The 26,541-nt window shown below is 52.1% G+C and carries 24 protein-coding genes; 10 read left to right on the top strand and 14 right to left on the bottom strand.

What is annotated here, in order from left to right; genetic code table 11:
* Positions 1-163 precede the first annotated feature (163 nt).
* Positions 164-1,282, bottom strand: coding sequence for an AI-2E family transporter YdiK (gene ydiK, locus OLG56_RS09970; protein ID WP_000248615.1), 1,119 nt, complete (start codon positions 1,280-1,282; stop codon positions 164-166).
* Positions 1,283-1,546: 264 nt separating this feature from the next.
* On the opposite strand from ydiK, the gene ydiJ reads away from it, so the two are divergent.
* From ydiJ to OLG56_RS09985, 3 genes are all read left to right on the top strand, one after another.
* Entirely contained in the window at positions 1,547-4,603 is a 3,057-nt protein-coding gene (ydiJ, locus tag OLG56_RS09975; protein ID WP_061377356.1) for a D-2-hydroxyglutarate dehydrogenase YdiJ, read from the top strand.
* Positions 4,600-5,010: a 1,4-dihydroxy-2-naphthoyl-CoA hydrolase gene (gene menI / locus OLG56_RS09980; RefSeq protein ID WP_000637930.1), complete on the top strand. Its 411-nt coding sequence runs from the start codon at positions 4,600-4,602 to the stop codon at positions 5,008-5,010. The genes ydiJ and menI overlap by 4 nt, the downstream gene beginning before the upstream one ends.
* A 98-nt stretch (positions 5,011-5,108) precedes the next feature.
* Positions 5,109-5,297 (top strand): YdiH family protein, encoded by a 189-nt coding sequence (locus OLG56_RS09985; protein ID WP_001537749.1) that lies wholly within the window; start codon positions 5,109-5,111, stop codon positions 5,295-5,297.
* A 287-nt stretch (positions 5,298-5,584) separates the two neighbouring features.
* On the opposite strand, the gene OLG56_RS09990 is transcribed toward OLG56_RS09985, so the two are convergent.
* The gene (locus tag OLG56_RS09990; protein ID WP_000261858.1) at positions 5,585-6,931 is read right to left on the bottom strand and encodes an L-cystine transporter; all 1,347 of its coding nucleotides are present in this window, start codon (positions 6,929-6,931) and stop codon (positions 5,585-5,587) included.
* 426 nt (positions 6,932-7,357) lie between these two features.
* Here OLG56_RS09990 and sufA point away from each other — a divergent pair, with 426 nt between their 5' ends.
* From sufA to ldtE, 7 genes are all read left to right on the top strand, one after another.
* Positions 7,358-7,726 (top strand): Fe-S cluster assembly scaffold SufA, encoded by a 369-nt coding sequence (gene sufA / locus OLG56_RS09995; RefSeq protein WP_000418970.1) that lies wholly within the window; start codon positions 7,358-7,360, stop codon positions 7,724-7,726.
* Between the two features lie 8 nt (positions 7,727-7,734).
* Positions 7,735-9,222, top strand: coding sequence for a Fe-S cluster assembly protein SufB (sufB, locus tag OLG56_RS10000; RefSeq protein ID WP_000089383.1), 1,488 nt, complete (start codon positions 7,735-7,737; stop codon positions 9,220-9,222).
* 16 nt (positions 9,223-9,238) lie between these two features.
* Positions 9,239-9,985, top strand: a complete 747-nt coding sequence (sufC, locus tag OLG56_RS10005; protein WP_023213413.1) for a Fe-S cluster assembly ATPase SufC — start codon at positions 9,239-9,241, stop codon at positions 9,983-9,985.
* Positions 9,960-11,231, top strand: coding sequence for a Fe-S cluster assembly protein SufD (gene sufD, locus OLG56_RS10010; protein WP_000907929.1), 1,272 nt, complete (start codon positions 9,960-9,962; stop codon positions 11,229-11,231). The genes sufC and sufD overlap by 26 nt, the downstream gene beginning before the upstream one ends.
* Entirely contained in the window at positions 11,228-12,448 is a 1,221-nt protein-coding gene (gene sufS, locus OLG56_RS10015) for a cysteine desulfurase SufS (RefSeq protein ID WP_000143859.1), read from the top strand. The genes sufD and sufS overlap by 4 nt, the downstream gene beginning before the upstream one ends.
* A 12-nt stretch (positions 12,449-12,460) precedes the next feature.
* Positions 12,461-12,877 (top strand): cysteine desulfuration protein SufE, encoded by a 417-nt coding sequence (gene sufE, locus OLG56_RS10020; protein WP_000729470.1) that lies wholly within the window; start codon positions 12,461-12,463, stop codon positions 12,875-12,877.
* A gap of 154 nt (positions 12,878-13,031) precedes the next feature.
* Complete coding sequence (ldtE, locus tag OLG56_RS10025) at positions 13,032-14,033, top strand: L,D-transpeptidase LdtE (protein WP_207011562.1); 1,002 nt, start codon at positions 13,032-13,034, stop codon at positions 14,031-14,033.
* Positions 14,034-14,099: 66 nt separating this feature from the next.
* Here the strand turns inward: ldtE and OLG56_RS10030 are convergent, their stop codons facing one another.
* The 12 genes from OLG56_RS10030 to ttrB all read right to left on the bottom strand — a co-directional run bounded on the left by OLG56_RS10030 (position 14,100) and on the right by ttrB (position 26,530).
* Positions 14,100-14,339, bottom strand: coding sequence for a major outer membrane lipoprotein (locus tag OLG56_RS10030; protein WP_001531125.1), 240 nt, complete (start codon positions 14,337-14,339; stop codon positions 14,100-14,102).
* An 80-nt stretch (positions 14,340-14,419) separates the two neighbouring features.
* Complete coding sequence (locus tag OLG56_RS10035; RefSeq protein WP_023213414.1) at positions 14,420-14,659, bottom strand: major outer membrane lipoprotein; 240 nt, start codon at positions 14,657-14,659, stop codon at positions 14,420-14,422.
* 82 nt (positions 14,660-14,741) lie between these two features.
* Positions 14,742-14,978, bottom strand: coding sequence for a murein lipoprotein Lpp (lpp, locus tag OLG56_RS10040; protein ID WP_001082307.1), 237 nt, complete (start codon positions 14,976-14,978; stop codon positions 14,742-14,744).
* Positions 14,979-15,288: 310 nt separating this feature from the next.
* Positions 15,289-16,701 (bottom strand): pyruvate kinase PykF, encoded by a 1,413-nt coding sequence (pykF, locus tag OLG56_RS10045; protein WP_000751447.1) that lies wholly within the window; start codon positions 16,699-16,701, stop codon positions 15,289-15,291.
* Positions 16,702-16,708: 7 nt separating this feature from the next.
* A complete protein-coding gene (gene ynhH / locus OLG56_RS22305; RefSeq protein WP_418143684.1) occupies positions 16,709-16,939 on the bottom strand; it encodes a protein YnhH in 231 nt (76 codons plus the stop codon).
* A 163-nt stretch (positions 16,940-17,102) separates the two neighbouring features.
* Positions 17,103-18,446 carry an APC family permease gene (locus OLG56_RS10050; RefSeq protein WP_000756094.1) on the bottom strand — a complete coding sequence of 448 codons (1,344 nt, stop codon included), beginning with the start codon at positions 18,444-18,446 and terminating at the stop codon, positions 17,103-17,105.
* 21 nt (positions 18,447-18,467) lie between these two features.
* Entirely contained in the window at positions 18,468-19,361 is an 894-nt protein-coding gene (locus OLG56_RS10055; RefSeq protein WP_023203446.1) for a proline iminopeptidase-family hydrolase, read from the bottom strand.
* 58 nt (positions 19,362-19,419) lie between these two features.
* Positions 19,420-20,157, bottom strand: coding sequence for a glutamine amidotransferase (locus OLG56_RS10060; RefSeq protein WP_000697194.1), 738 nt, complete (start codon positions 20,155-20,157; stop codon positions 19,420-19,422).
* 11 nt (positions 20,158-20,168) lie between these two features.
* Complete coding sequence (locus OLG56_RS10065; protein WP_061377354.1) at positions 20,169-21,395, bottom strand: PfkB family carbohydrate kinase; 1,227 nt, start codon at positions 21,393-21,395, stop codon at positions 20,169-20,171.
* A gap of 322 nt (positions 21,396-21,717) precedes the next feature.
* Entirely contained in the window at positions 21,718-24,780 is a 3,063-nt protein-coding gene (ttrA, locus tag OLG56_RS10070; protein ID WP_061377353.1) for a tetrathionate reductase subunit TtrA, read from the bottom strand.
* Positions 24,773-25,795, bottom strand: coding sequence for a tetrathionate reductase subunit TtrC (gene ttrC / locus OLG56_RS10075; protein WP_023136723.1), 1,023 nt, complete (start codon positions 25,793-25,795; stop codon positions 24,773-24,775). Before ttrC ends, ttrA begins: the two co-directional genes overlap by 8 nt.
* On the bottom strand, positions 25,796-26,530 hold the full coding sequence (gene ttrB / locus OLG56_RS10080; RefSeq protein WP_061377352.1) for a tetrathionate reductase subunit TtrB: 735 nt from the start codon (positions 26,528-26,530) through the stop codon (positions 25,796-25,798). It lies immediately after the preceding gene.
* Positions 26,531-26,541: the final 11 nt, after the last annotated feature.

Consider the following 26,541-nt stretch of genomic DNA (forward strand, 5'->3'; position numbering starts at 1 on the left):
GCACTTTTTGCGTCGATCAGATTCGTCTCAATAGTTTAAAAACTGTAACGGATTTGCGACAGAAATGAGATGCGGCGGGGAACAGACGGGCGAATCAAAATGGGGTGTGCGTTGAATTGATAAACGTCGCTAAAGCATCGGGCGGCAATGCCGCCCGACGGGATTATGACTGCTTGTTGGCTTCCTCGATGTCATCCAGCTCTTCAAGGATCTCCTCTGGTTCATTCGTCGGCGCCGGAACTTCATGTACCCATGCGGAGAACAAACGCCAGGTCACGGCCAGAAGCACCGGTCCAATAAACAGACCAATCATACCGAATGCAATCAGGCCGCCGATTACCCCGGAAAGGATCAGAAGCAGCGGTAAATCGGCGCCCATGCGGATGAGTACCGGGCGAATCACGTTATCCAGAGTGCCGACGACGGCGCTCCAAACCAGCAGCACGGTGCCCCAGGTGGTGTCGCCTGTCCAGTAAAGCCAGATAATGGCTGGAATCAATACCGGCAACGGCCCCAACTGAACCAGACACGAAAGGATCATCACTACCGTCAACAGGGTAGCGTAAGGCACGCCGGAAATCGCCAGCCCGACGCCGCCAAGTACCGCCTGTACCAGCGCGGTGACCACCACGCCAAGCGCCACGGCGCGGATCGCCTGGGCAGCCAGCAGAACCGCCGCATCGCCGCGTTTAGCTGCGAGACGACAGGCAAAATGGCGTATACCCATCGCCACTTGTTCGCCGCGCCAGTAAAGCAGGGCGCTAAACAACAGCATCAGGGCGCAGTGCATCATAAAGCGTCCGATATGCGCCGCCTGACCGACAAACCAGGTCGTGGTTGTGCCGATATAAGGCCGCACTTTCGCCATAATAGCGCTACCGCCCATATCCAGCAGGCTATGCCATCCGGCATACAGTTTGGCGCCAACCAACGGAATATTATTTAACCATGCCAGATCGGGTAGCGTCATATCGCCGCCAGTCACTGCATGGATGAGCGGGCCGCTACCGTCGACAATGCTGTTCACCAGCAAGGCGACGGGAATAACGAAGAGCAGCACTAACAGCAGCGTCATGACCAATACGGCAAGCGAGCGGCGGCCCCACAATATTTTTTGTAATTTCAGCAAAACGGGCCAGGTCGCGATAACAATCGTACCTGCCCATGCAAACCCCAAAATAAAAGGCTGTACTATCCACAAACAGGCCACAATCATGATGGCTAAAAACAGCACCGATAGCAGCACTTGCGCAATATCCCTGGGCTGACGAACATTTACCATAAATACTTTTCACCTTTGTCTTTGCGCCAGAACGTTGGCGCGACGTGAACATGCAAACCACACCCTATAATGATGAGCAATTTCAGCGGTTTTTAACAGGCCGATTCTGCATGTAATTCTGTTGGGCGCACAGGAAAAAAATGTGATACAACAAATAACGCAACACGCAAACGATTAAGCATCCCTTCCTGTGCGTAGACCGCTCGCGCTCGCCGGGTTGGGCGCCACCGTTCACAACATAGACCGCAGGAAAAGGTCAATATAATGATTCCACAAATTTCTCAGGCACCCGGCGTCGTTCAGCTGGTGCTCAATTTTTTGCAGGCGCTGGAGCAGCAAGGGTTTACGGGCGATACGGCAACCAGCTATGCCGACCGTCTGACAATGTCGACCGATAACAGTATCTACCAGCTTCTTCCCGATGCTGTTGTGTTTCCCCGTTCTACGGCGGATGTCGCGCTTCTTGCCCGTCTGGCGGCGGAGCCGCGCTTTACGTCGCTGATATTTACCCCGCGAGGCGGCGGTACTGGCACGAATGGCCAGGCGCTAAACCAGGGCATTATTGTTGATATGTCCCGCTATATGAACCGCATTATTGAAATTAATCCTGAAGAGGGATGGGTGCGGGTAGAGGCGGGAGTGATAAAAGATCAGCTTAATGAGGCGTTAAAGCCGTATGGCTATTTTTTTGCGCCGGAACTTTCCACCAGTAATCGCGCCACGCTTGGCGGTATGATTAATACCGATGCCTCTGGTCAGGGTTCGCTGGTCTATGGAAAAACGTCAGATCACGTCTTAGGCATACGGGCCGTATTGTTGGGGGGTGATATCCTTGACACACAATCGATGCCCGTAGAGCTTGCCCGGACGCTGGGTGAAAACACGACGACGCCAGGCCGCATCTATCAGACCGTCTATCAGTCCTGCCTGGAAAACCGTCAACTTATCCTCGATAGCTTTCCAAAGCTCAATCGCTTCCTGACAGGCTACGATTTACGCCACGTCTTTAACGATGACATGACCCGCTTCGATCTTACCCGCATCTTAACGGGGTCGGAAGGGACGCTGGCGTTTATTACTGAAGCCCGGCTGGATATTACCCCGATACCCAAAGTCCGCCGTCTGGTGAATGTAAAATACGACTCCTTTGATTCCGCGCTGCGTAGCGCCCCTTTTATGGTTGATGCGCGCGCCTTATCCGTCGAGACGGTCGATTCCAAAGTCCTTAACCTCGCGCGGGAAGATATTGTCTGGCACTCCGTTAGCGAATTGATTACCGATGTGCCGGATAAAGAGATGCTTGGCCTGAATATCGTGGAATTCGCGGGTGACGATGAAGCGCTTATTGACGGGCAGGTCGAGGCGCTGTGCCACCGGCTGGATGGCCTGATGGCGCGAGCGGAAGCGGGCGTGATCGGCTGGCAACTTTGTACCGATTTGACGGGTATTGAGCGTATTTACGCGATGCGTAAAAAAGCGGTAGGGCTGCTGGGTAACGCGAAAGGCGCTGCCAAACCGATTCCTTTTGCGGAAGATACCTGCGTGCCGCCTGAACATCTGGCCGATTACATCGCCGAATTTCGCGCCCTACTGGATGGTCATGGCTTAAGTTACGGCATGTTCGGCCACGTGGATGCCGGGGTGCTGCATGTGCGTCCGGCGCTGGATATGTGCGATCCGCAGCAGGAACTGTTGATGAAACAGATCTCCGATGAGGTCGTCGCGCTGACCGCCAGATACGGCGGGCTGTTGTGGGGCGAGCATGGAAAAGGTTTTCGTGCGGAATACAGCCCGGCCTTTTTCGGCGAAGTCCTGTATGGCGAGCTGCGCAAAATAAAAGCGGCTTTTGATCCGCATAATCGACTTAACCCGGGTAAAATCTGTCCGCCGCAGGGGATAGAGGCGCCGATGATGAAGGTGGATGCGGTAAAACGCGGCACCTGGGATCGGCAAATCCCGCTGGCGGTGCGGCAGACCTGGCGCGGCGCTATGGAGTGTAATGGTAACGGCCTGTGCTTTAATTTCGATGCGAAAAGCCCAATGTGCCCGTCGATGAAAATTAGCCTTAACCGGATCCACTCGCCGAAAGGGCGGGCGACGCTGGTGCGGGAATGGCTCCGACTATTGGCCGATCGCGGCATCGATCCGTTGAAGCTGGAAAAGGAGCTGCCGGAAAAACGCGCCAGCTTACGCACGCTGATTGCCCGCACCCGGAATAGTTGGCACAAACGCAAAGGCGAGTATGACTTTTCCCATGAAGTTAAAGAGGCCATGTCCGGCTGTCTGGCATGTAAAGCCTGTACGACCCAGTGTCCGATTAAAATCGATGTTCCGGAGTTTCGTTCACGTTTCTTACAGCTTTACCATACGCGTTATCTGCGTCCGGTACGCGATCATCTGGTGGCGACGGTCGAGACCTACGCGCCGCTGATGGCGCGTGCGCCAAAGACCTTTAACTTTTTTATTAACCAACCGGTGGTTCGTAATCTGGCGAAAAAACATATCGGTATGGTGGATTTACCTCTGCTTTCTGCCCCTTCATTGCAACAGCAACTGGTGGGCCATCCGTCCGCTAATATGACGCTTGAGCAACTGGAGCGCATGAGCGCCGAGCAAAAAGCGAAAACGGTACTGGTGGTTCAGGACCCGTTTACCAGCTACTACGACGCCCGGGTCGTGGCGGACTTTATCCGCCTGGCGGAAAAACTGGGCAGGAGGCCGGTATTGTTACCGTTCTCGCCGAATGGTAAGGCGCAGCATATTAAAGGTTTTCTTAATCGCTTTGCGAAAACGGCGAAAAAAACCTCTGAGTTCCTTAATCGGATCGCCGCGTTGGGGATGCCAATGGTGGGCGTCGATCCGGCGCTGGTCCTGTGTTATCGCGACGAATACAAACTGGCGCTGGGCGAACAGCGCGGCGATTTTCATGTGTTGCTGGTGAATGAATGGCTGGCGCAGGAAATAAATGCAAGACTGTCCGTCGAGGTGAGCGGCGAACCGTGGTACTTTTTTGGTCATTGTACGGAAGTCACGGCGTTACCCGGCGCGCCTGCGCAGTGGGCCGCCATCTTTGCCCATTTTGGCGCGAAGCTGGAAAATGTCAGCGTAGGCTGCTGCGGTATGGCGGGCACTTATGGACATGAACTCACCAATCATAAAAATTCGCTGGGAATTTATGAGCTATCCTGGCATCAGGCGATGCAACGTCTACCGCGAAACCGCTGCCTGGCAACCGGCTATTCCTGCCGAAGCCAGGTTAAACGCATTGAAGGTACGGGCGTGCGTCACCCGTTGCAGGCATTACTGGAGATTATAGGTTGATCTGGAAACGTGAAGTGACCCTCGATGCGCTTAATGCGATGGGGGAAGGGAATATGGTTGGCCTGCTTGATATCCGCTTTGAGCGTATTGGGGACGATACGCTGGAAGCGACAATGCCCGTCGATCATCGCACCAAACAGCCGTTCGGCTTGCTGCATGGCGGAGCGTCTGTGGTGCTGGCGGAAAGTATCGGCTCGGTCGCAGGCTATCTGTGTACGCAGGGGGAGCAAAAGGTGGTGGGGCTGGAGGTGAATGCCAACCATGTACGGTCGGCGCGTCAGGGGCGCGTACGAGGCGTCTGTAAAGCGTTGCATACCGGGGCTCGCCATCAGGTCTGGCAGATAGAGATCTTTGATGAACAGGGACGTCTGTGCTGTTCTTCGCGTCTTACTACGGCGATTGTGTGACGTTGTCACCATAAAAGTGTGATGCATATTGCTTTTGGTCAAAATGTGCGCAGAAAAAGGTGATATACTGTGCACGTTTACACATAAGCGAGGATGATATGTCTACTGATTTAGACCCAACCCAACTGGCGATTGAATTTTTACGCCGTGATAAAACCGAACTTTCTCCCGCGCAGTATTTGAAGCGTTTAAAACAGCTGGAGTTAGAGTTTGCCGATCTCCTCACCCTCTCTGCAACCGAACTGAAAGAAGAGATCTATTTCGCCTGGCGGTTGGGCGTGCATTAATAAAGTCTGTGTAGGCCGGATAAGGCGTTAGCCGCCATCCGGCTATGTTACCAGGCAATCTCACCAGACCCTGTCCTCAGGTAATAGATAATCCTCTTGATTTTGTTTAAAAAAAATACAGATCGCCATTTGTGCTAAAAAGGCGCGCTCTCTTTATGAGATTATTCTTATGCCCCTTCAAGAGCTAAGCCATTAAGAGTGCCGGAGATAAGCGCCGGATGGGGCCGGAACCCTTAAGCCTGTATTGAACAGACTTAAGGGTTTTTCTTTTCCTAGCGCGTAAAAAACTAAGGTCTGTCAATAACCGCTGGCATGTCGTCAGCCGTATGATTATTCAAAATACGGTTAGCCAGCACACCTGACATCATCGATCCGTTAACGTTCAGTGCCGTGCGGGCCATATCAACGATAGGTTCGATGGCAATAAAAATACCGACCAGCGCAACGGGAAAATTCAACGTCGACAGGACAATCAGCGCCGCGAACGTACCACCGCCGCCGACGCCGGCTACGCCAATAGACCCTAGCGCAATGGCAGGTAACATCGCGGCCAGAAAATGCAGCGAGAGCGGATCAATGCCGATGGTGGGCGCAATCATCGCTACCATAATAGCCGGATAAATCCCGGCGCAGCCATTTTGCCCCATACTGGAGCCAAACGAGGCGGAAATATTGGCAATGGTGCTTTGTACGCCAAATTTTTCCTGGGCGGAAATGGCCAGCGGGATAGAGGCTGCGCTGCTGCGGGAAACAAACGCAAAGGTTAAGACGGGCCACACCATTCTGAAATAACGCGCTGGATTATTACCGCTGAGGATCAGCAAGATGGCGTGCACGATAAACATCATGAAAATCGCGATGTAACAGGCGCCGATAAAACCAAGTAAGCTGGCGAATTGTTCAAGGCGGTATGATGAAAATACGGTGGTCATTAATGCCATGACGCCATAGGGCGTTAATGCAATAACGATACGTACCATCTTCATGACCCAGATCTGAATAGCGTTAATGCCTGCGCTTAATTTCTGACCTTCTTCCGGCGCCTCTTTTTTGACCTTTAACAGAGCGATCCCCGCTATTAGCGTGAAGATAACGATGCCGATAACGGAAACACTTCTGGCCCCCGTAAGATCAAGAAAAATATTAGTCGGAATCAGCGATGTCACTAACTGGGGAATCGACACCGCGGCAGTCTTATTGACTTCTTCTGTAGTTAACATTGACGGCATGTGCACAAAAGCGCTGGCGTCAAGCCCCAGCACATGAGCGGTCAGTAATCCGATAAAACCGGCAATCATCACCAGGCATAACATGCATCCGACGATCGTCAGCGACATTTTTCCGATGCCAGCGCTATTTTCCAGTTTATTGATGGCGGAAAGAATAGAAATAAAAATTAGCGGTATAGCGACCAGTTTTAACAGGTGGACGTAACCATTGCCGACGATGCTGTACCATTCGATAATAGTTTTAGTGTGATTTGCTGAAATAAAATGCAGGGATAAACCAATAACAGCCCCTAAAAAGATAGCGATAAAAACGCTTTTCGACAGGGAATCGCTTTTTTGATTAATTCTTAAGATGACCCACGAGAAAACCAAAAAAAGTGCGATATACGCGAGCGTAACAACCATATTTTAAGCCTCTTGCCTCATTCAGCACCTGAAATGCCGGAAAGAGTTTACATAAACCTATAGCTCAAACTGAGTTATAGAACCGCAGCGGATTATAAAGAGCGCAACGCCAGGTATCCATACAAAAAATGGGGTTCTGACCTCGCCACCCGGCAATGTCGACAGCCTATTAATTAAATAGTCATTTTCTATACATCTTTTCGTTTTTGACCTGTCAGAAAGGTTAACATCTTATAAATCGTTAATTATCAAAATGTTAAGTGATTTTTTGTCTATCGTATGACCTGGCGGACAGGGTCTATGCTTAATAAAAGGCGCTCAATATGACCATTTGTTGGAAAGCCCCTGCGGTTAAGGGGTTGAAGTGATAATCATTATCACTAACATGCTGTTATATCCTGGTGATTTAGAACGCGAGGTAACTCTATGGAATTGCATTCAGACACGTTTAACCCGGAGGACTTCCCCTGGCAAGGGCTGACGCTAACGCCAGCGGCGGCAGCGCACATACGTGAGCTGGCAGAAAAGCAGCCGGGCATGTTGGGCGTGCGGTTAAGCGTAAAACAGACGGGATGTGCCGGATTTGGCTATGTTCTGGATACCGTTCGGGAGCCGGATAAAGACGATCTGGTTTTTGAAGCCGAAGGCGCAAAGCTTTTCGCACCGTTACAGGCGATGCCTTTTATTGACGGAACAGAAGTGGATTACGTACAGGAAGGGCTGAACCAGTTATTTAAATTTCATAACCCCAAAGCCCAGAATGAATGCGGCTGCGGCGAAAGTTTTGGGGTATAGGCGGTACTATGTCTCGTAATACTGAAGCAACGGAAGAGGTCGGCATCTGGACAGGCGGACGCCTTAATTACAAAGAAGGATTTTTCACGCAACTACCCACTGATGAACTGGCAAAAGGCATCAGCGAAGAGGTGGTGCGCGCGATTTCCGCAAAGCGTAACGAACCTGAGTGGATGCTGGAATTTCGTCTCAATGCCTATAGAGCCTGGCTGGACATGGATGAACCGCACTGGCTGAAGGCGCACTACGATAAACTGAACTATCAGGACTACAGCTATTACTCTGCGCCATCATGCGGAAACTGCGACGATAGCTGCGTTTCCCAGCCGGGAGCCGTACAGCAAACGGGCGCGAATACCTTTTTGAGTAAAGAGGTTGAAGACGCCTTCGAGCAACTTGGCGTTCCGGTTCGCGAAGGGAAAGAGGTCGCCGTCGATGCGATTTTTGACTCGGTCTCCGTAGCGACCACATACCGTGAAAAACTGGCGGAACAGGGCATTATTTTCTGTTCTTTTGGCGAAGCGATACACGATCACCCTGACCTGGTCAGGAAATATCTTGGCACCGTCGTGCCGGGGAACGATAACTTTTTTGCCGCGCTGAATGCGGCAGTCGCTTCCGATGGGACATTTATCTATGTTCCCAAAGGCGTGCGTTGCCCGATGGAGTTATCCACCTATTTTCGCATTAACGCTGAGAAAACCGGTCAGTTTGAGCGCACGATTCTGGTGGCGGATGAAGGCAGCTATGTGAGTTATATCGAAGGCTGCTCCGCGCCCGTACGCGACAGTTATCAGCTCCACGCCGCGGTAGTGGAAGTCATCATCCATAAAGATGCTGAAGTAAAATATTCCACCGTACAAAACTGGTTCCCGGGCGACAACAACACGGGCGGCATTCTGAACTTTGTGACTAAGCGGGCGTTGTGCGAAGGGGAAAACAGCAAGATGTCGTGGACCCAGTCGGAAACCGGTTCGGCGATTACCTGGAAATACCCGAGCTGTATCCTGCGCGGTGATAATTCTATCGGCGAGTTCTATTCCGTTGCGCTGACCAGTGGACATCAGCAGGCTGACACCGGTACCAAAATGATCCATATCGGTAAAAACACGCGCTCAACCATTATCTCAAAAGGCATTTCCGCCGGCCACAGCCAGAACAGCTACCGTGGGTTGGTAAAAATTATGCCGACGGCGACCAACGCCCGAAATTTCACCCAATGCGACTCCATGTTGATTGGCGCGGACTGCGGCGCGCATACGTTCCCGTATGTTGAATGCCGCAATAACAGCGCGCAGCTGGAGCACGAGGCGACAACATCACGCATCGGTGAAGATCAGCTTTTCTATTGTCTGCAACGCGGCATCAGCGAAGAAGACGCTATTTCGATGATCGTCAACGGTTTCTGTAAAGACGTTTTCTCGGAACTGCCGCTGGAGTTTGCCGTTGAAGCGCAAAAACTGCTGGCGATTAGCCTTGAGCACAGCGTCGGTTAATGATGAAGGAAAACCCATGTTAAGCATTAAAGATTTACAGGTCAGTGTGGAAGAAAAAGCGATTTTGCGTGGCCTGAATCTGGAGATTCGCCCCGGCGAAGTTCACGCCATTATGGGGCCGAACGGTTCCGGGAAAAGCACGCTCTCCGCCACCCTGGCGGGACGTGAAGATTACGAGGTCACCGGCGGCTCGGTTACGTTCAAAGGTAAAGATCTGCTTGAACTGTCGCCGGAGGAACGGGCGGGCGAAGGGATTTTTATGGCCTTCCAGTACCCGGTAGAAATCCCCGGTGTCAGTAACCAGTTTTTCCTGCAAACCGCGCTGAATGCCGTGCGCGCCTACCGCGGGCAGACGTCGTTGGATCGCTTTGATTTTCAGGATCTGATGGAAGAAAAGATCGCATTGCTGAAAATGCCGGAAGATTTGCTGGCCCGTTCGGTAAACGTCGGTTTTTCCGGCGGGGAGAAAAAGCGCAATGATATTTTGCAAATGGCGGTGCTGGAGCCGGAACTGTGCATCCTTGATGAGTCGGACTCCGGACTGGATATCGATGCGTTGAAAATTGTGGCGGAAGGCGTCAACGCGTTACGCGACGATAAACGCGCTTTTATTATCGTGACCCACTATCAGCGCATACTGGACTACATCAAGCCTGATTACGTCCATGTCCTCTACCAGGGGCGAATTGTCCGATCCGGCGATTTTACTCTGGTCAAACAACTGGAGGAGCAGGGTTATGGCTGGCTTACCGAACAGCAGTAAAGCGCTACAGCAATGGCAGCATCTCTTTGAAGAAAAAGGAGAAAGTCGAACTGAGCAGGCAAGACAACATTTACAACAGATGTTACGTCTGGGATTGCCGACGCGTAAACATGAAGACTGGAAATACACGCCGCTGGAGGGCTTAACCCATAGCCAGTTTATCCAGCAGTGTGCGACTATCAGCGCCGCACAGCGTGATGCGCTGGCGCTGCAAATCGATGCCGTGCGACTGGTGTTTGTCGACGGACGGTTTATGCCAGAGCTTAGTGATAGCACGCAAAACAGCGGATTTGACGTTAGCGTCAGGGATGAGCGCCAGACGCTTGCCGCGCCGGTACATCCCGAGGTTTTTCTGCATCTGACGGAAAGCCTGGCGCAATGTGTCACGTATATACAGGTACGGCGAAATCAGCGTCCGACCAGGCCGCTACTGTTAATGCATATCACGCAGGGCGTGGATGGCGACGAGCTGAATACCGCGCATTATCGCCACCATCTGGCGCTGGCGGAAGGCGCGGAAGCGACGGTTATTGAGCATTATGTCAGCCTTACAGCGGCAAAACATTTTACCGGCGCGCGTCTGACGATGAACGTTGCAGACAATGCGCAACTGCGTCATATCAAACTGGCGTTTGAAAATGCGTCCAGCTATCACTTTGCGCATAACGATCTTCTGCTGGCGACAGACGCCTCGGCGTTTAGCCACAGTTTTCTGCTGGGCGCCGCAGTACTACGTCACCACAGCAGCTCACAACTGAATGGCGAAAACGCGACGCTTCGACTGAATAGTCTGGCGATGCCGGTGAAAAATGAAGTCTGCGATACGCGGACATGGCTGGAACATAACAAAGGTTACTGTAACAGCCGCCAGTTGCACAAGACCATCGTCAGCGACAAAGGACGCGCGGTCTTTAATGGCCTGATTAACGTGGCGCAACACGCCATTAAAACCGACGGCCAGATGACCAATAATAACCTGTTGTTGGGGAAACTGGCTGAAGTCGATACCAAACCGCAATTGGAGATCTATGCCGATGACGTGAAGTGCAGCCACGGCGCGACGATCGGGCGTATTGACGATGAGCAGATGTTTTATCTGCAATCACGCGGCATCAGGCAGCAGGAGGCGCGGCACATGATTCTTTACGCGTTTGCCGCAGAGTTAACGGAAGCTATCCATGATAGCGCCCTTAAACAGCAGGTGCTGGCGCGAATCGGCCAGCGACTGCCCGGAGGCCTGGTATGACATTTCCTGTAGAAAAAGTACGGGCGGATTTTCCCATACTGCAGCGTGAAGTTAACGGCCTGCCGCTGGCTTACCTGGACAGTGCAGCCAGCGCTCAAAAACCCAATCAGGTGATTGACGCTGAATCTGCCTTCTACCGTCACGGCTATGCTGCGGTACATCGAGGTATCCATACGTTAAGCGCACAGGCGACCGAAAGCATGGAGAATGTGCGTAAGCAGGCGTCGCGGTTTATTAACGCCCGCTCCGCAGAAGAACTGGTGTTCGTGCGCGGTACGACGGAGGGCATTAACCTTGTCGCCAACAGTTGGGGAACGGAAAATATTCGCGCCGGGGATAACATTATCATCAGCGAGATGGAGCATCACGCTAACATCGTTCCCTGGCAGATGCTGTGTGAGCGCAAAGGCGCTGAACTGCGCGTGATCCCATTGCATCCTGACGGTACGCTGCGGCTGGAGACCTTAGCTGCGCTGTTCGATGACCGGACCCGACTGCTGGCCATTACCCACGTTTCCAATGTGCTGGGGACGGAAAACCCGCTGCCGGACATGATTGCGCTGGCGCGCCAGCATGGGGCGAAAGTGCTGGTGGATGGCGCCCAGGCCGTGATGCACCATGCAGTTGACGTCCAGGCGCTGGACTGCGATTTTTACGTTTTCTCCGGCCATAAACTTTACGGGCCGACCGGCATCGGCATTCTGTATGTTAAAGAGGCGTTGCTGCAAGAAATGCCGCCGTGGGAAGGGGGCGGGTCGATGATCTCGACCGTCAGCCTGACGCAGGGAACGACATGGGCGAAAGCGCCCTGGCGTTTTGAGGCGGGAACGCCGAATACTGGCGGCATCATCGGTCTGGGCGCGGCAATTGACTATGTGACGTCGCTGGGACTGGATAAGATTGGCGATTATGAGCAGATGCTGATGCGCTATGCGCTGGAGCAACTGGCGCAGGTGCCTGATATCACGCTGTATGGTCCGGCACAGCGGTTGGGCGTCATCGCGTTTAATCTGGGTAAACACCATGCTTACGACGTCGGCAGCTTTCTTGATAATTACGGTATCGCGGTACGAACGGGGCATCACTGCGCGATGCCGCTCATGGCCTGGTATGGCGTGCCGGCAATGTGCCGGGCTTCGCTGGCGATGTATAACACCCATGAAGAAGTGGACCGACTGGTGGCAGGATTAACGCGTATCCACCGCTTATTGGGATAACAGTGAGGTTTTATGGCTGCGCTACCGGATAAAGAAAAATTGCTGCGTAACTTTACGCGTTGCGCTAATTGGGAAGAGAAATATTTATATATTATTGAGTTGGGGCAGCGCCTGGCGGAGTTAAATCCGCAGGATCGCAATCCGCAAAATACGATTCATGGCTGTCAGAGCCAGGTGTGGATCGTGATGCGGCGAAACGCCAACGGCATTATCGAATTGCAGGGCGACAGCGACGCGGCGATCGTTAAAGGCCTTATGGCGGTGGTATTTATTTTGTACCACCAAATGACGGCGCAGGATATTGTGCATTTTGATGTCCGGCCATGGTTCGAAAAAATGGCGCTTACGCAGCACCTCACGCCTTCTCGTTCTCAGGGGCTGGAAGCAATGATTCGCGCAATTCGCGCTAAGGCCGCCACTCTTAGCTAAACTGTACAGACAGCGTTCTACCTGATGTCAAATCCTTTGTCGGACGGCGACGTCGCTTTATCCAGAGTGGATAGAGCGTATATTTTGTTGTTCTGATAAGCGAAGCGCTATCAGCCGTCGCAGAGGACATCACCAGGAATACAGGAGGTTTGGTATGAAACGTGCGTCTTTCATTACTCTAGCTATTATCGGCGCGTATAGCGCGCTACAGGCAGCCTGGGCGGTTGATTATCCATTACCGCCCGAAGGCAGCCGTCTTATTGGTCAGAATCAAACCTATACCGTACAGGAAGGTGATAAAAACCTGCAGGCTATCGCCCGGCGTTTTGATACGGCGGCGATGCTCATTCTTGAGGCGAACAATACGATTGCGCCGGTGCCTAAGCCCGGTACGCTAATTACCATTCCCTCGCAGATGCTATTGCCGGATGCGCCCAGGGAAGGCGTTATCGTCAACCTCGCGGAGCTACGGCTGTATTATTACCCGCCGGGAGAAAACCGCGTTCAGGTGTACCCCATCGGCATCGGTTTGCAGGGACTGGAAACTCCCGTCATGGACACCCGGATAGGGCAAAAGATCCCCAACCCGACGTGGACGCCGACGGCGGGCGTACGCCAACGTTCGCTTGAGCGGGGGATCACGCTGCCGCCGGTGATCCCTGCCGGGCCAAATAACCCGCTGGGACGCTATGCGCTGCGTCTGGCGCACGGTAATGGGGAATATCTCATTCATGGCACCAGCGCGCCGGATAGCGTGGGTCTACGCGTGAGTTCCGGTTGCATTCGCATGAACGCGCCGGACATCAAGGCGTTATTTGCGCAGGTCAGAACGGGGACGCCGGTAAAAGTGATTAACCAGCCGGTGAAATTCTCTGTCGAGCCGAATGGCATTCGTTATGTAGAGGTACACAGGCCGCTATCGCCGGAAGAAGAGCAAAACGTGCAGACGATGCCCTACGTGTTGCCTGCGGAATTTACCGCGTTCAGAAACGCGCAAGGGGTGGATAGTCGCCTGGTCGATAAGGCGCTATACCGGCGAGCCGGGTATCCTGTCAGTGTGAGCGCCGGGCAGACGCCAGCGGTAAATACGACCGCAGTCGAATCCGCTCAGAACGGTTTTGTCGGGGAAGAGGGGCAAACGCGCGCGACGCAGTAGCCTTCGCAGCAAACGACGGACAAAAAAATGGCGCACGATGTGCGCCATTTTATATTGTGCGTCAAATTATTTACAGATGTGGGATACTTTGTTGTCCAGACGCTGGTTCGCGCGAGCAGCATCGTCTTTAGCAGCCTGAACGTCGGAACGCATTGCATTTACGTCATTACTCAGTTGCTCAACTTTAGCGCTCAGCGTCTGTACATCGGAAGACAACTGATCGATTTTAGCGTTGCTTGAACAACCTGCCAGTAACGTGGAACCCAGAACTACTGCACCTAAGATCAGCCTGTTAGTACGGTTCATAATAATATCCTTATATTATACGTGGTTATATGTATAAAGAAATGGCGCACGATGTGCGCCATTTTATATCGTGCGTCAAATTATTTACGGACGCGGGATACTTTGTTGTCCAGACGCTGGTTAGCGCGAGCAGCATCATCTTTAGCAGCCTGAACGTCGGAACGCATTGCATTTACGTCATTACTCAGTTGCTCAACTTTAGCGCTCAGCGTCTGTACATCGGAAGACAACTGATCGATTTTAGCGTTGCTGGCACAACCTGCCAGTAACGTGGAACCCAGAACTACTGCACCTAAGATCAGCCTGTTAGTACGGTTCATAATAATAACCTTATATTTTGTGTGGTTATATATGTAAAAAAAATGGCGCACATCGTGCGCCATTTTTATTACGCAGGTACTATTACTTACGGTATTTAGTAGCCTGGTTGTCCAGACGCTGGTTAGCGCGAGCTGCGTCGTCTTTAGCAGCCTGAACGTCGGAACGCATTGCGTTCACGTCGTTGCTCAGCTGGTCAACTTTAGCGTTCAGAGTCTGAACGTCAGAAGACAGCTGATCGATTTTAGCGTTGCTGGAGCAACCAGCCAGCAGAGTAGAACCCAGGATTACCGCGCCCAGTACCAGTTTAGTACGATTCATTATTAATACCCTCTAGATTGAGTTAATCTCCATGTAGCGTTACAAGTATTACACAAACTTTTTTATGTTGAGAATATTTTTTTGATGGGAATGCACTTATTTTTGATCGTTCGCTCAAAGAAGCATCGAAATGCATGAAAGTCCCTAAAAAACCGAAAGAAAACAGGGGGCTTCCATCGGATTCTTCTTAGATAATCCGCAATTAGATAGTAAAATCCGATTTGATTTTTTTATTAATAGTGGCTATCGATTAAATAAAAAAAGCGCCGGAAGGGCGCTTTTTTAAACAAATTAATTCACACAACAATTATTACAGTACGTGAACAGAGGCGGTGTTAGTGGTGCCGCTTGGAACCAGCGCGCCGGAGACCATCACTACGACGTCACCTTTCTGGGCGAGGCCGCTTTGCAGGGCGACATCTTTGCCCAGACGGTAGAAATCATCAGTAGAATTGATTTCTTTCACCAGCTGCGATACCACGCCTTTGCTCAGTACTAACTGACGGGCGGTCACTTCATTGGTGGTCAATGCCAGGATGGTGGCGTCCGGGAAGTATTTACGCACGGCGCGAGCGGATTTACCGCCCTGGGTCGCTACCACGATCAGCGGCGCTTCCAGTTTTTCGGCGGTTTCTACCGCACCGCGGCATACCGCTTCCGTAATGCGCAGTTTACGGCTGTCGTTGTTGTAGTCCAGACGGCTATTCATGACACGGTCGGTACGTTCGCAGATGGTCGCCATGATAGAAACGGCTTCCAGCGGGTATTTCCCTTTTGCGGATTCGCCGGACAGCATAACCGCATCCGTACCGTCGAGGATGGCGTTCGCAACGTCGCCTGCTTCTGCACGGGTCGGACGCGGGTTTTTGATCATAGAATCCAGCATCTGAGTCGCGGTGATCACGACTTTACGTGCGCGGATACATTTTTCGATCATCATTTTCTGCGCAAAAATCACTTCTTCAACCGGGATTTCTACGCCCAGGTCGCCACGCGCAACCATGATGCCGTCGGAAGCTTCGAGAATTTCATCGAAGTTGTTCAGGCCTTCCTGGTTTTCGATCTTAGAGATAATCTGGATGTTTTCGCCGCCGTGGGCTTTCAGATGCTCGCGAATTTCGACAACGTCAGAACGTTTACGGATAAAGGACGCTGCAACAAAGTCAACGCCCTGTTCGCAACCGAAGATCAGGTCCTGTTTGTCTTTTTCAGCCAGCGCCGGCAGAGCAATAGAAACGCCCGGCAGGTTAACGCCTTTGTTCTCGCCCAGATCGCCGTTGTTCAGCACCTTACAAATTACTTTATTGCCTTCGATGGCGGTCACTTCCATACCGATCAGACCATCGTCAACCAGGACGGTGTTGCCAACGCTCAGGTCGCTGGTGAAGCCTTCATAGGTGACGGCAACGATTTCATTATTACCGACCACGGATTTGTCGGTGGTAAAAGTGAAGGTTTGACCCGCTTTCAGCGAAACGTCGTTACCGCCTTCCAGTTTAATGGTGCGGATTTCTGGTCCTTTAGTATCAAGCAGAATAGCGGCTTTTTTACCAGTTTTGCTCATCACGTTGCGCAAGTTCTGGATACGCTGACCGTGTTCTGCATAATCGCCATGAGAGAAGTTCAGACGCATCACGTTCATGCCCGCGTCCAGCATTTTGCTTAACATCTCTTCGGATTCGGTTTTCGGACCGATAGTACAAACAATTTTCGTCTTTTTCATGACAGTCTTAGTCTTTAAGTTGAGGAGGATATGGAAATCTGGCTTCGGGCGCGCACGGCCCGGAAGCTAAGCCTGTGTTGCTAAAGTGATGATGCCTCGCTCTAAGGATAGGTGACATCGAAAGAGCGTGCAGAGGAATGTGTGCTCGCGTTTCAGCCCAACGGGAAGGGGATAATTTTAGTCGTTGAGTTTTACAGTCCAATGCGCTGAAACCATTCAAGAGACAATTGGCGCGCATTATACGCTGAAATTTACAAAAAAGGAAAATGAAAACCCTGTTTCAAAAGACATCTGTGCAGATCCACAACGGTTTGTTATTACGCTGTTTACGATGTCGCTGGCGATGACGCCGCCCGAACAGGGGCGGCGTTGCGCAACAGCAGGTGTTGTTGCGCATAATGTCAATCGAGCAACTTTTTGCCTTCCAGGTCGATGGCGATGTTTTGGTTGTGTGCTTTTCGGTAGCACAGTATCGCTATCCCGATCGCCGCCCAGCTAATTCCGAGTATCAGAGCGTGAATGTTCATGTTTAAACAGACGTAGCCGATGACGATCATCCCCATGATCGGCGAAATGACATGGGCGAAAATGCGCCGCTGGGCTTTCATCCGGAAATTGAACAGGATAAACACACATAGGTTCACGACAAAAAAAGCGAAAAGCGCGCCAAAGTTCACCAGCGTGGAGATAGATTCAATCTTGCCGGAAAACAGGTAGCTGAGCAGCAGGGTGACGCCGCCGGTAAACAGAATGGCATAATCCGGCGTTTTACGCGTGGTATGGACGTGAGCGAGGAAGGCGGGCAACATTCGGTCGCGCCCCATTGAAAATAGCACTCTGGACACCGCCGTTTGCGCGGTAATAATGTTGCCGACGGCGCACACAAACGCCACAATGATGGAAAACGCCACTTTGAGCCAGATACCGCCAACGTTGCCGGCAATGGTGAAAAATGCTTCATTCGTCGCATTACCTTCCGCGAAGCGGTCGACATTACCGGTGGCGAACGCCGCAAACGCCACAACGATAATAAACAGTACCGTCGCCAAAACTAACGCCAACAGCGTTGCTTTACTGACGGCGCGTCCCCCGCCTTCGCTTTCTTCACTTAATGTACTGATAGCGTCAAAGCCGAGAAAGTTCAGCGCCGCCACCGAAATCGCCGTCGCGATGAGCCCAGGAGTGAACCACTGTGAATTGAAAAAAGGCCGGAAGGAAAGCGTTATCTGACTACTGTCCAGCATCATCAGACGGACAATGAGTAGCACGAAAATCGCCAGAATACCGAGTTGAATAAAGACCAGTAACTTATCGAATTTCGCCGTTTGCTGTATCCCGAGATAGTTGACTCCGGTGCCAATAGCCACATAAATCAACGGCCAGACCCAGACAGGGATTTGCGGTAAAATAGCGTGGACCGCGACACCGCCCAGCACAGCTACGAGCGTAGGGAACAAAAGATAATCCAGCAGTAATATCCATCCGGTCAGAAACCCTACGGCGGGATTAATGCATACGCCAGCATACGCATAGGCCGAACCCGACGAGGAGATATGCTGCGATAAGGTAGAGTAGCTGTACGCGGTAAAAAACATCGCGATCGCGCCAATAATATAAACCAGCGCAACCATACCGTGCGAAAGATTATAAACGACGCCATAAAGAGAGACTGGCGCGATAGGCACCATAAACACCAGACCATAAAGCACTAAATCGGTAAGAGACAATTTTTTGACTTTTTTCATGATAAATACCTTAATGGCTTTTTATGCCAGATCGCGTAAAAACGCGCTTACCGCTGCGAGGCAGGGCGCGATATTTTCTTCATGCGGGTTATGGCTGCTGCCGGGAATAGTGACCGCGCGGCAGTCTGAAATGTGAGAGAGAAGCGGAGAGACGACGCGCTCGGTTGCCTGATCGTTTTCGCCGCGCAGTACCAGAACAGGACAGCGTATCTGGCACAAATGGGGCGTAATATCCCAGTCGGCAAGTTTGCCATTTGCCGCCAGTTCATTGGTTCCCCATAAAATGTGATAACCCGTAGGGTCGGCGGCGAACTGCGCATTAGATCGCTGAACATGAACGGCTTCTTCCGCGAGGGTATAAACGTGTCTGGCATAATAAGCGACCAGCTGTTCCGGTGGGTTTTGATAAATGACGGCGGGCATAATGACGTTTTTGATATCGTCATCGGACATTGGCGTCAGAGCGTTAAAGAGCCGTATGGCTTCCTGTTGCCACAGGGCGATACTGGCCGGCGAACTGGCCAGTATCGTCCCGCGAAGCCCGGCAGGCTGTAAGCAGGCGTGCTCTGCGGCAAGCATTCCGCCCCAGGAATGTCCCAGTATCGAATACCCGTGCCCAATACCCAGGTGATGAATTAATTGGGTTAATTGACGGAGATAACGCGCAATAGTCCAGAAAGACGCGTCGGCATGAGGAAAATGCGTTGAACGACCGCAGCCATATTGATCGTAAAATATTACCATGCGCCCGTCATCAGCCAGATGGCGATAATTTAATAAATAATCAAAGCCGCCAGAAGGGCCGCCGTGAAGGATAATGAGCGGCGTGAGTAATGATTTTCTGTCTCCATAAATCCGATAGCTTGTCAATATGTTTTCAGAAAACATTTCGCCATAGAGATAAGTATCATTCATATTCTTAATGACTCAGTGTGTGGCAGGGCAGGCGAAATTTATATTCGCCTGGGTAATATTATTTTTTTATTGTGTGTAAAAGATTACACCAGAAGGTGGCGTAATGTTCCCATTGCAGAAACTGCGGGCTTCCCCAGTGCGGCGAACAATCACTGGCAAAGCAACATACTTTCCCTTTATGGTAAGTACCCATAACTAACAGTGGATCGCCATTAATTTCAGCAAGGACCTGACTATTTTCTTTGGCGATAAGCTTGTTATAGCCCAATAGCGGCGGCCATTCGCTAAATGGCTGGGTAATAACATGTTCTACCGCAGTATTTACTGCTTTACATCCTTGCGGTAGTTCTACGCGGTCATCTACATCCAGCATATCAACCGGCAATACCTCCGCCAGAACCGTATTTTTATAATTGGCTTTTGCTTCTATTCCCGTAAAGGATAAATACCCGCCGATCATCAACAGACCGCCGCCCTCAGCAACATAATCGGCGATAAGTTGTAATGCATCAGGAATAATGTCCATATTATAAAACGTTCTGTTTTGTAGCAGGAACGTATTGCTACCGATATCACTGATGACGATCGCATCATAGCAGGCTAATGCTTCGGCGGTTTGTGGAAAACGAGTTTGCACAATATGGGCAGGCATGTAGTCCACATCGATATTACTCTGGCGTAAGCAGGATAATAAATAGTCTGCGCCTTCTTCATATTTGCTCGATGTAAAGCTATCAAAACCTTTAGAGTGAATCATATGAATGTGCCAGGATTCGCCAATAAATAAAATTTTCATTATGTCACCTGTTAATTAATGTGAATGACTTTATTAGATTGGGTACGCATTCGATGTAAAACCTGCAAGTGCTGAGGCATACTCGACGCACCGACTTGTTCCACCGCCAGAGAAGCGAAAGCGGAGGCATATTGAATGGCTGCGACCATGTCTGCTTGTCGCGCCAGCGCGGCGGCTAAGGCGCCATTAAAAGCGTCACCGGCCCCGGCGGCATCTTTTACCACGGCGCTCCACGCAGGAATATACAATGTGCGGGCGTGCTCACAGAGCAGAGAACCACGGGCGCCAAGGGTAATGATGACTTTTTTCACCCCGGATTGCAGAATAATATTTCCGGCTTTTTTCGCATCATTAATATCAGTAATGGTTACGCCGGATAAAAAAGAGGCTTCAGTTTCATTCGGCGTGATGATGTCAATATCAGATAATAAATGCGTCACCTGTTTCGTATAGGGGGCAGGATTCAGCATGATCATTTTATTTTCTTGTTTTCCCAGGCGAATAAATTCAGTCAACGCTTCAATGTTCGTTTCGAGCTGCATTAACATAACGTCAGACTCGGCGATATAACGGTGTTGCTCGTTAATCTCTTGCGTGGTGAGCATCATATTGGCGCCAGGGTAGATGGCGATAATATTATCGCCATCCACGGCGGAGACATAGATCAATGCGCTACCGGTGGGCGCTTTATCTGTTCGATACGCGCTGTATGAGGTGATGCCTGATTGAATAATATGATTCATAGCAAATGCGCTGAACTGATCTTTGCCCACTTTAAAAATAAAATGTGCCGCAGCGCCGGCATTGTTTGCCGCTAAAGCCTGGTTGGCTCCTTTACCGCCAGGATAGAATCCAAATTGACTGGCCAGAATGGATTCTCCGCTTTGTGGAAACCACGGCACGGTTGCTGAAACATCAATATTGAATGAGCCTAAAACACACACCTTGCCTGTTTTTTTTGTGTTTTCCCGGCGCAGTTTTGCATCCTGATGGATTGGCGTGGCGATAGTGCTGGAGATATCAATCTTATTTTCAGTGATAAGCTTACTCAGCGCGTCACGGTTTAAAATCCCTCCGCCATAGCAACGCTGAAGCATACCTGATTTCTGGAAATAGCGTAGATCGGAACGAATAGTCTCCTGGCTAACCTTATAAAGGTCTGAAAGTTTACTGACGCTAACACTATTATCCTTTATCAGTAAATTAATGATGGCATGACGTCTTTCTTCTTTAAACATATTGCCTCCGGGTAGTGAGTTGAATTGTATTTATGGCAATGTTGTCATGCGGTGAATTCAATCACAGATTATGCGGTCAACCGGAAGTAACCCCAAATGAATGTCAATAATCAGAAGCGCAGCCAATGTGTTAAATATTAATTGCTTACAGAAGGGGAAAATAGTTTTGTGAGTGTTGTCATATATTTTCTATGTAATATGGCGGGGTGAACGTAAAATAGTTGGGCTTGCACGATTCAGTGAGTATATGCAGCCGGACAGCGTTCGCTTATCAGTCGCTACCCTCGACGAAATAAGACGATATCGCTCTCCGGCCCTGGGGTTATATACGCTCGATTTTTGCCGGCAGCCCCTGACGTACTGCCGCGCCAGAAACCCAGTCGAGCCAGGTATTGGTAATGGTTCTTGTCGGATCGGCAAAGCCCAGATCGTTAAGATTTATGCCTGCCCTGATTTGTGGATCATACGGCATAGGCACGCCATCCAGAGAGTGCTGCGTTGCGCCCATCTCGCGGTGACCATATCCGTGTTCGATGGCGATGACGCCTGGCATCACGCCATTTAACAAACTGATTTGCGCCACGACCTGACCACCCGGCGTAATGATCCGTACCCGATCGCCATGTTGCAGTCCATAACGTTCGCCGTCTTGCGGATTCAGCGCCACCAGGTTTGCTGGCTTCACATGGTGTAAGCGCGGGATGACGGCTGTTGAGCTGGACATGGTGTTTGATTTAAATGAAATCAGTTTCAGCGGCCACTGTCCAATGGGAAACTGGTCGTCAATCGCACGACCATCTGACAAACGCGCCGGATACCAGACCGGGCAACCGCTGAAGCGCTCCCCGGTGATGGCGTGACGGTGGGCGGCGACATCTGCATTCCAGATCTGTAAGGGTTTTTTCCACGCGTTACCTAACCGTTGCTCCGTATAGCCGCTATCCTCGGGCGCAAACCGGCCGCCACGCGAGTAGATAAACGCCACGCGACCAACCTCATCAGCTTTAAGCGTGTGCTGAATTGCTGGCAGAATGCGGCTGACGCCGGTAAGCGAAATATCTTCCTGATTTGCCAGCGCGACCGGCGTCTTGCCCATAAAGGCGATATTAGCGGCTACGCGCAGATAGAAGTCTTCCGCCCGGTTCAGTGGAAAAGTATTGCCCTGCGGATCGGTTATCGCCCGGTCGCCGAAGCCGGGCAGATGGAGCCGTTTTGCTACCGCAATACAAAATGCTTCCATTGAGACAGGTTGCCCGTCCGCCGTTCGGTGAGTGGCGGGGGCGACAACCGGCCAGCGGGCGGTAGTGGCTTTACTGGCTACGCCGCCCCAGGGCGCCGTAAAGCCCCAGCTCTCAAAATTGTGCGTATCCGGCACAATGTAATCCGCCAGCGCCGTCGTTTCATTCATAAAGGCGTCAATCGCGATAAAGAGCGGCAGTCGGCGAGGGTCTTTTAGCTTTTCTTCCGCCACGGCGCGTAGACCGGGAACACCGTAAAACGGGTTGCTCATATTGGAAATCCAGGCTTTAAGCGGATAAGGATAGCCTTCGAGCGCGGAGGTCAACAGTTCGGTAAGCTGGCCTGCCACAAAGGGATACCACGGCGCTTTGGCTGGATAAGGGGATTGCCCGCCGGCAATTTTGTCGCGGTATTCTTCCGATGCTTCATAAGCGGTTTTGCTACGGGCAATACTTAACCCGGACGGTTTCACTTTTCCGGCAAAACTGTTCATGTTGTAGCGGGGGCCGTCGCTAACGCCGTTGAATTTGCCGCCGCCGACAAAGACGCCGCCGGACAAGCTGAGGTTGCCGATCAGCGCGTTAAGCATCATGACCGACCAGGCGTTATAAAACCCATTGCCGGCCATCATGCCGCCGTGACTGATGACCGCGGCTTTACGTCCGTGACCGGTAAAGGTTTCCGCCAGCGCGATAATTTGCGCTTCCGGCACGCCGCACTGTTCGCTGTATTGCGCCAACGAGAGCTTTTCTGCCGCCTCTTTCAGGCGTTGCAACCCGCTCTTCACCGTGACCCGTTGGCCGTCGGCGAGCGTAACGTACTGCGTCACGAAAAGCCGTGCCTGTCGGCAAGTGGACGCATCGACCAACTCGCCGTCGGTATTCAGCACGACGGGGGTCTCTTCGCCATCGGGCGTAAGATGGCGCAGCGTCAGGTGTTGTCCGGCAAGCGTCGGCAGTTCATCCGCAATGACCAGGTGCGTGGCGTTGGTCCAACTTTGCTCGCCGGCCTGCTGCATCGCTTGTACGCCGGGAATCGCCAGATAATCAGCATTATAACGTTGATTATCCATGATCCAGCGGATCATCCCCATTGCCAGCGCCGAATCGCTGCCGGGCATGACCGGTTGCCAGCGACCGCGAGGATCGGCGAGCACCGTTGATAAGGGCAGGGCAGGGGCGACCACGACGTATTGAAAATTCTCACGCAGCCGGGCGCTCGCCAACTGACGCGCCTGGCGTTTAAACGGATTGCCGGACTGTGCCGGGGAGGTGCCCATAAAGAGCGCAAACTCCACGTTTTCCCAGTCGGGTTTGACATGCGGGTTTTTATCCAGATCGCCCATCAGCGCCCCGGAGCCGGCCCGGTAAGCAAGTCCACAGTAGGCGCCATGCGCGCCGAAATTTTTGCTGCCGAAGCTATTTAGCGCAAAACGACGCAGAAACGCATCGCGGCCTTCGTCGCTGGTATTCGTGACCAGTAACTGATTGGTTTTGGGCCCGAAACTGGGGTGCTTTGCGTCAATTGGCGTATCCGGCGCATGAATCGCGCGCAGTCCGTCCACATGACCTTCACCAAACAGATCGCCGCCTTCCACGACCTCTTCAATAAGCTGCTCAAAGCTGATGCGCTGCCATTTCCCTTCGCCGCGTTTACCCACGCGTTTCATCGGTTCAAGCAGTCGCAGCGGACTGTACAGGCTTTCCAGCAGCGTGGCGCCGCGCGCGCAGGCGGTTGAGCGGGCGTCAAGACCGCTTTCTCCCGCCAGTTGCTCCATGGCTTCGCTAAAAGGGACGGACGAGTCAATCGGGTGTTCCTGCGACAAGGGGTGATAGGGATTGCCGGCGATGCGTATCACTTTGCCATCGGCATTAACCCGGGCGCGGATACCGCACTGTGTCCAACAACCGAAGCATTGCGTCATGGCGATGGTTTGTTGTGGATTTTGCTGCCAGTGCGTTTGCGCCTGCGCCTCCGGAATTAACGCATTGCCAAAGATGCGGTCGCGCGTTACCTTGCCGGACGTCCCGTTTAACAGGCCATCAATTGCGCGTTTCGCCACATCACGGTAGCTCAGACCAAAAGTGACCATCCCACCGACGGCGAGACCGACTTTTAGCCACTGACGACGGGTTAAATTAGCCATGTTGTAATCTCCTGGTGAGTCCGTTCAGCGTTTCACGAATAATAATCAGTAGCGCTATCCACAGGCCGAAGGTGCCGAGAATAGCCAGCCAGCCATCCGTTCCGCCTGGTAACGAGTAAGGGTTAAATTGCGCGTTGAACTTGGGTACGGTTTGTACCTGAATCAACAATGTCCAGCGCATCAGCCAACATAGCGCCAGCGCGCTCAGAACCAGCAGGACGCGTCTTAGCTGCGATAATGGATGACGTAGCGCCAGGCTACAGAACAGCAGCGTGAATACCCACAGCGCTAGCCAGCCGACAGCGTAATATTTGGCTGACAGGGCGACGGAAATCCACTGACGGATTGCCGTGCCGGAAAGCGTATCGCCGCTGACCCACATGGCCACGACCAGCCCCAGCGCCGCCAGCGTCCAGATTTGTCCCCACAATATTTTTGGCAGCCTTACCGAGTCGCGTCGGGCGGCGACAATCATCAGCGCGAAGAACGCCTGTAAGGCGCTAAGAAACATCGCCACGGGGAAGGCGTAGCTAAACCAGATTGGGCGCGCCAGCACAACGGAGACTTCGCGGCCGGTATAAATCAACAGGCCCACCGCGCAAAGCGCGCTGGCTAACGCCAACCATTTAGTGACGTTGTAACTTTTATTGAATAATCGTTTTATTTGCTGCGCCAGGAACCACAGAGCGAGAAATCCGGTAAACAGCGGCAGGAACAACGCTCCCCAGGGCATCCACGACCAGGGCGTCGGCCAGGCATAGAAATGCCAGACGCGGGCGGTCTGGTGCAGATCCGCCGTCAACGCCAGCGGTGCGGTAATCGCACAGGTAATGGCAATCAGTAATGCCCGATTTTCTTCTGTTGCGGCGTCTTTTTTCCGCCAGTGAAGATAACAGGCAAACAGTGCGGCGCAGGCGGCAATGCCAATAAAAAAGAAATATTGTACCGCCCACGGCAGCCAGCTAATGTCCTGCGGGTGAGCCAGCACTTCTTCAATGATGAGTGAATGCGTCATTCAGACCTCCTGCCAAAGCGCGGGCTGCGCACGGCCCATTAATGGGGTGACAAAGGCGTCGTCCAGACCCAGATAGAAAACATGGGGCGACGTGCCGTTTTCCGGCTTTAATACCTTGATAGCGTCGCGATGTTGATGAAGCATGGTGGAGATGCGGCTATGGGGATCTTTGATATCGCCAATAATACGCGCACCGCCGACGCAGGACTCTACGCAAGCGGGTAACAGCCCGGCTTCCAGACGATGGACGCAAAACGTGCATTTATCGGCAGTTTGCGTTTCATGATTGATAAATCGAGCGTCGTAAGGACACGCCTGGACACAATAGGCGCAGCCGACGCAGCGTTTGTTATCCACCACCACAATGCCGTCTTCCCGCTGAAAGGTGGCTTGTACCGGGCAGACCGGCACACAGGGGGGGTTATCGCAATGGTTGCACAGACGCGGCAATAGCACATTCGTGACTTCCTGACTACCTTCACGCTGGACCTGGTATTGGTTCACCATCGTACGAAATGCGCCCTGCGGCGTTTGGTTTTCAATAGTGCAACTTACGGTACAGGACTGACAGCCGATACAACGCCGCAGGTCGATAAGCATGGCGTAACGGTGTCGGGGAGAGCCTTCATGCCGCTCCGGCGAAAAAGGAAATTTCGCTTCAGCCAGCGGAACCAGCGAGGCGCCAGCGGTCAGGACGCCGAGTTGCTGGAGAAATAGCCGTTTACTGCTGTCCATATTGACTCCCG

Source organism: Salmonella sp. 2018103, assembly GCF_026247685.1.
GTDB lineage: Bacteria > Pseudomonadota > Gammaproteobacteria > Enterobacterales > Enterobacteriaceae > Salmonella > Salmonella enterica.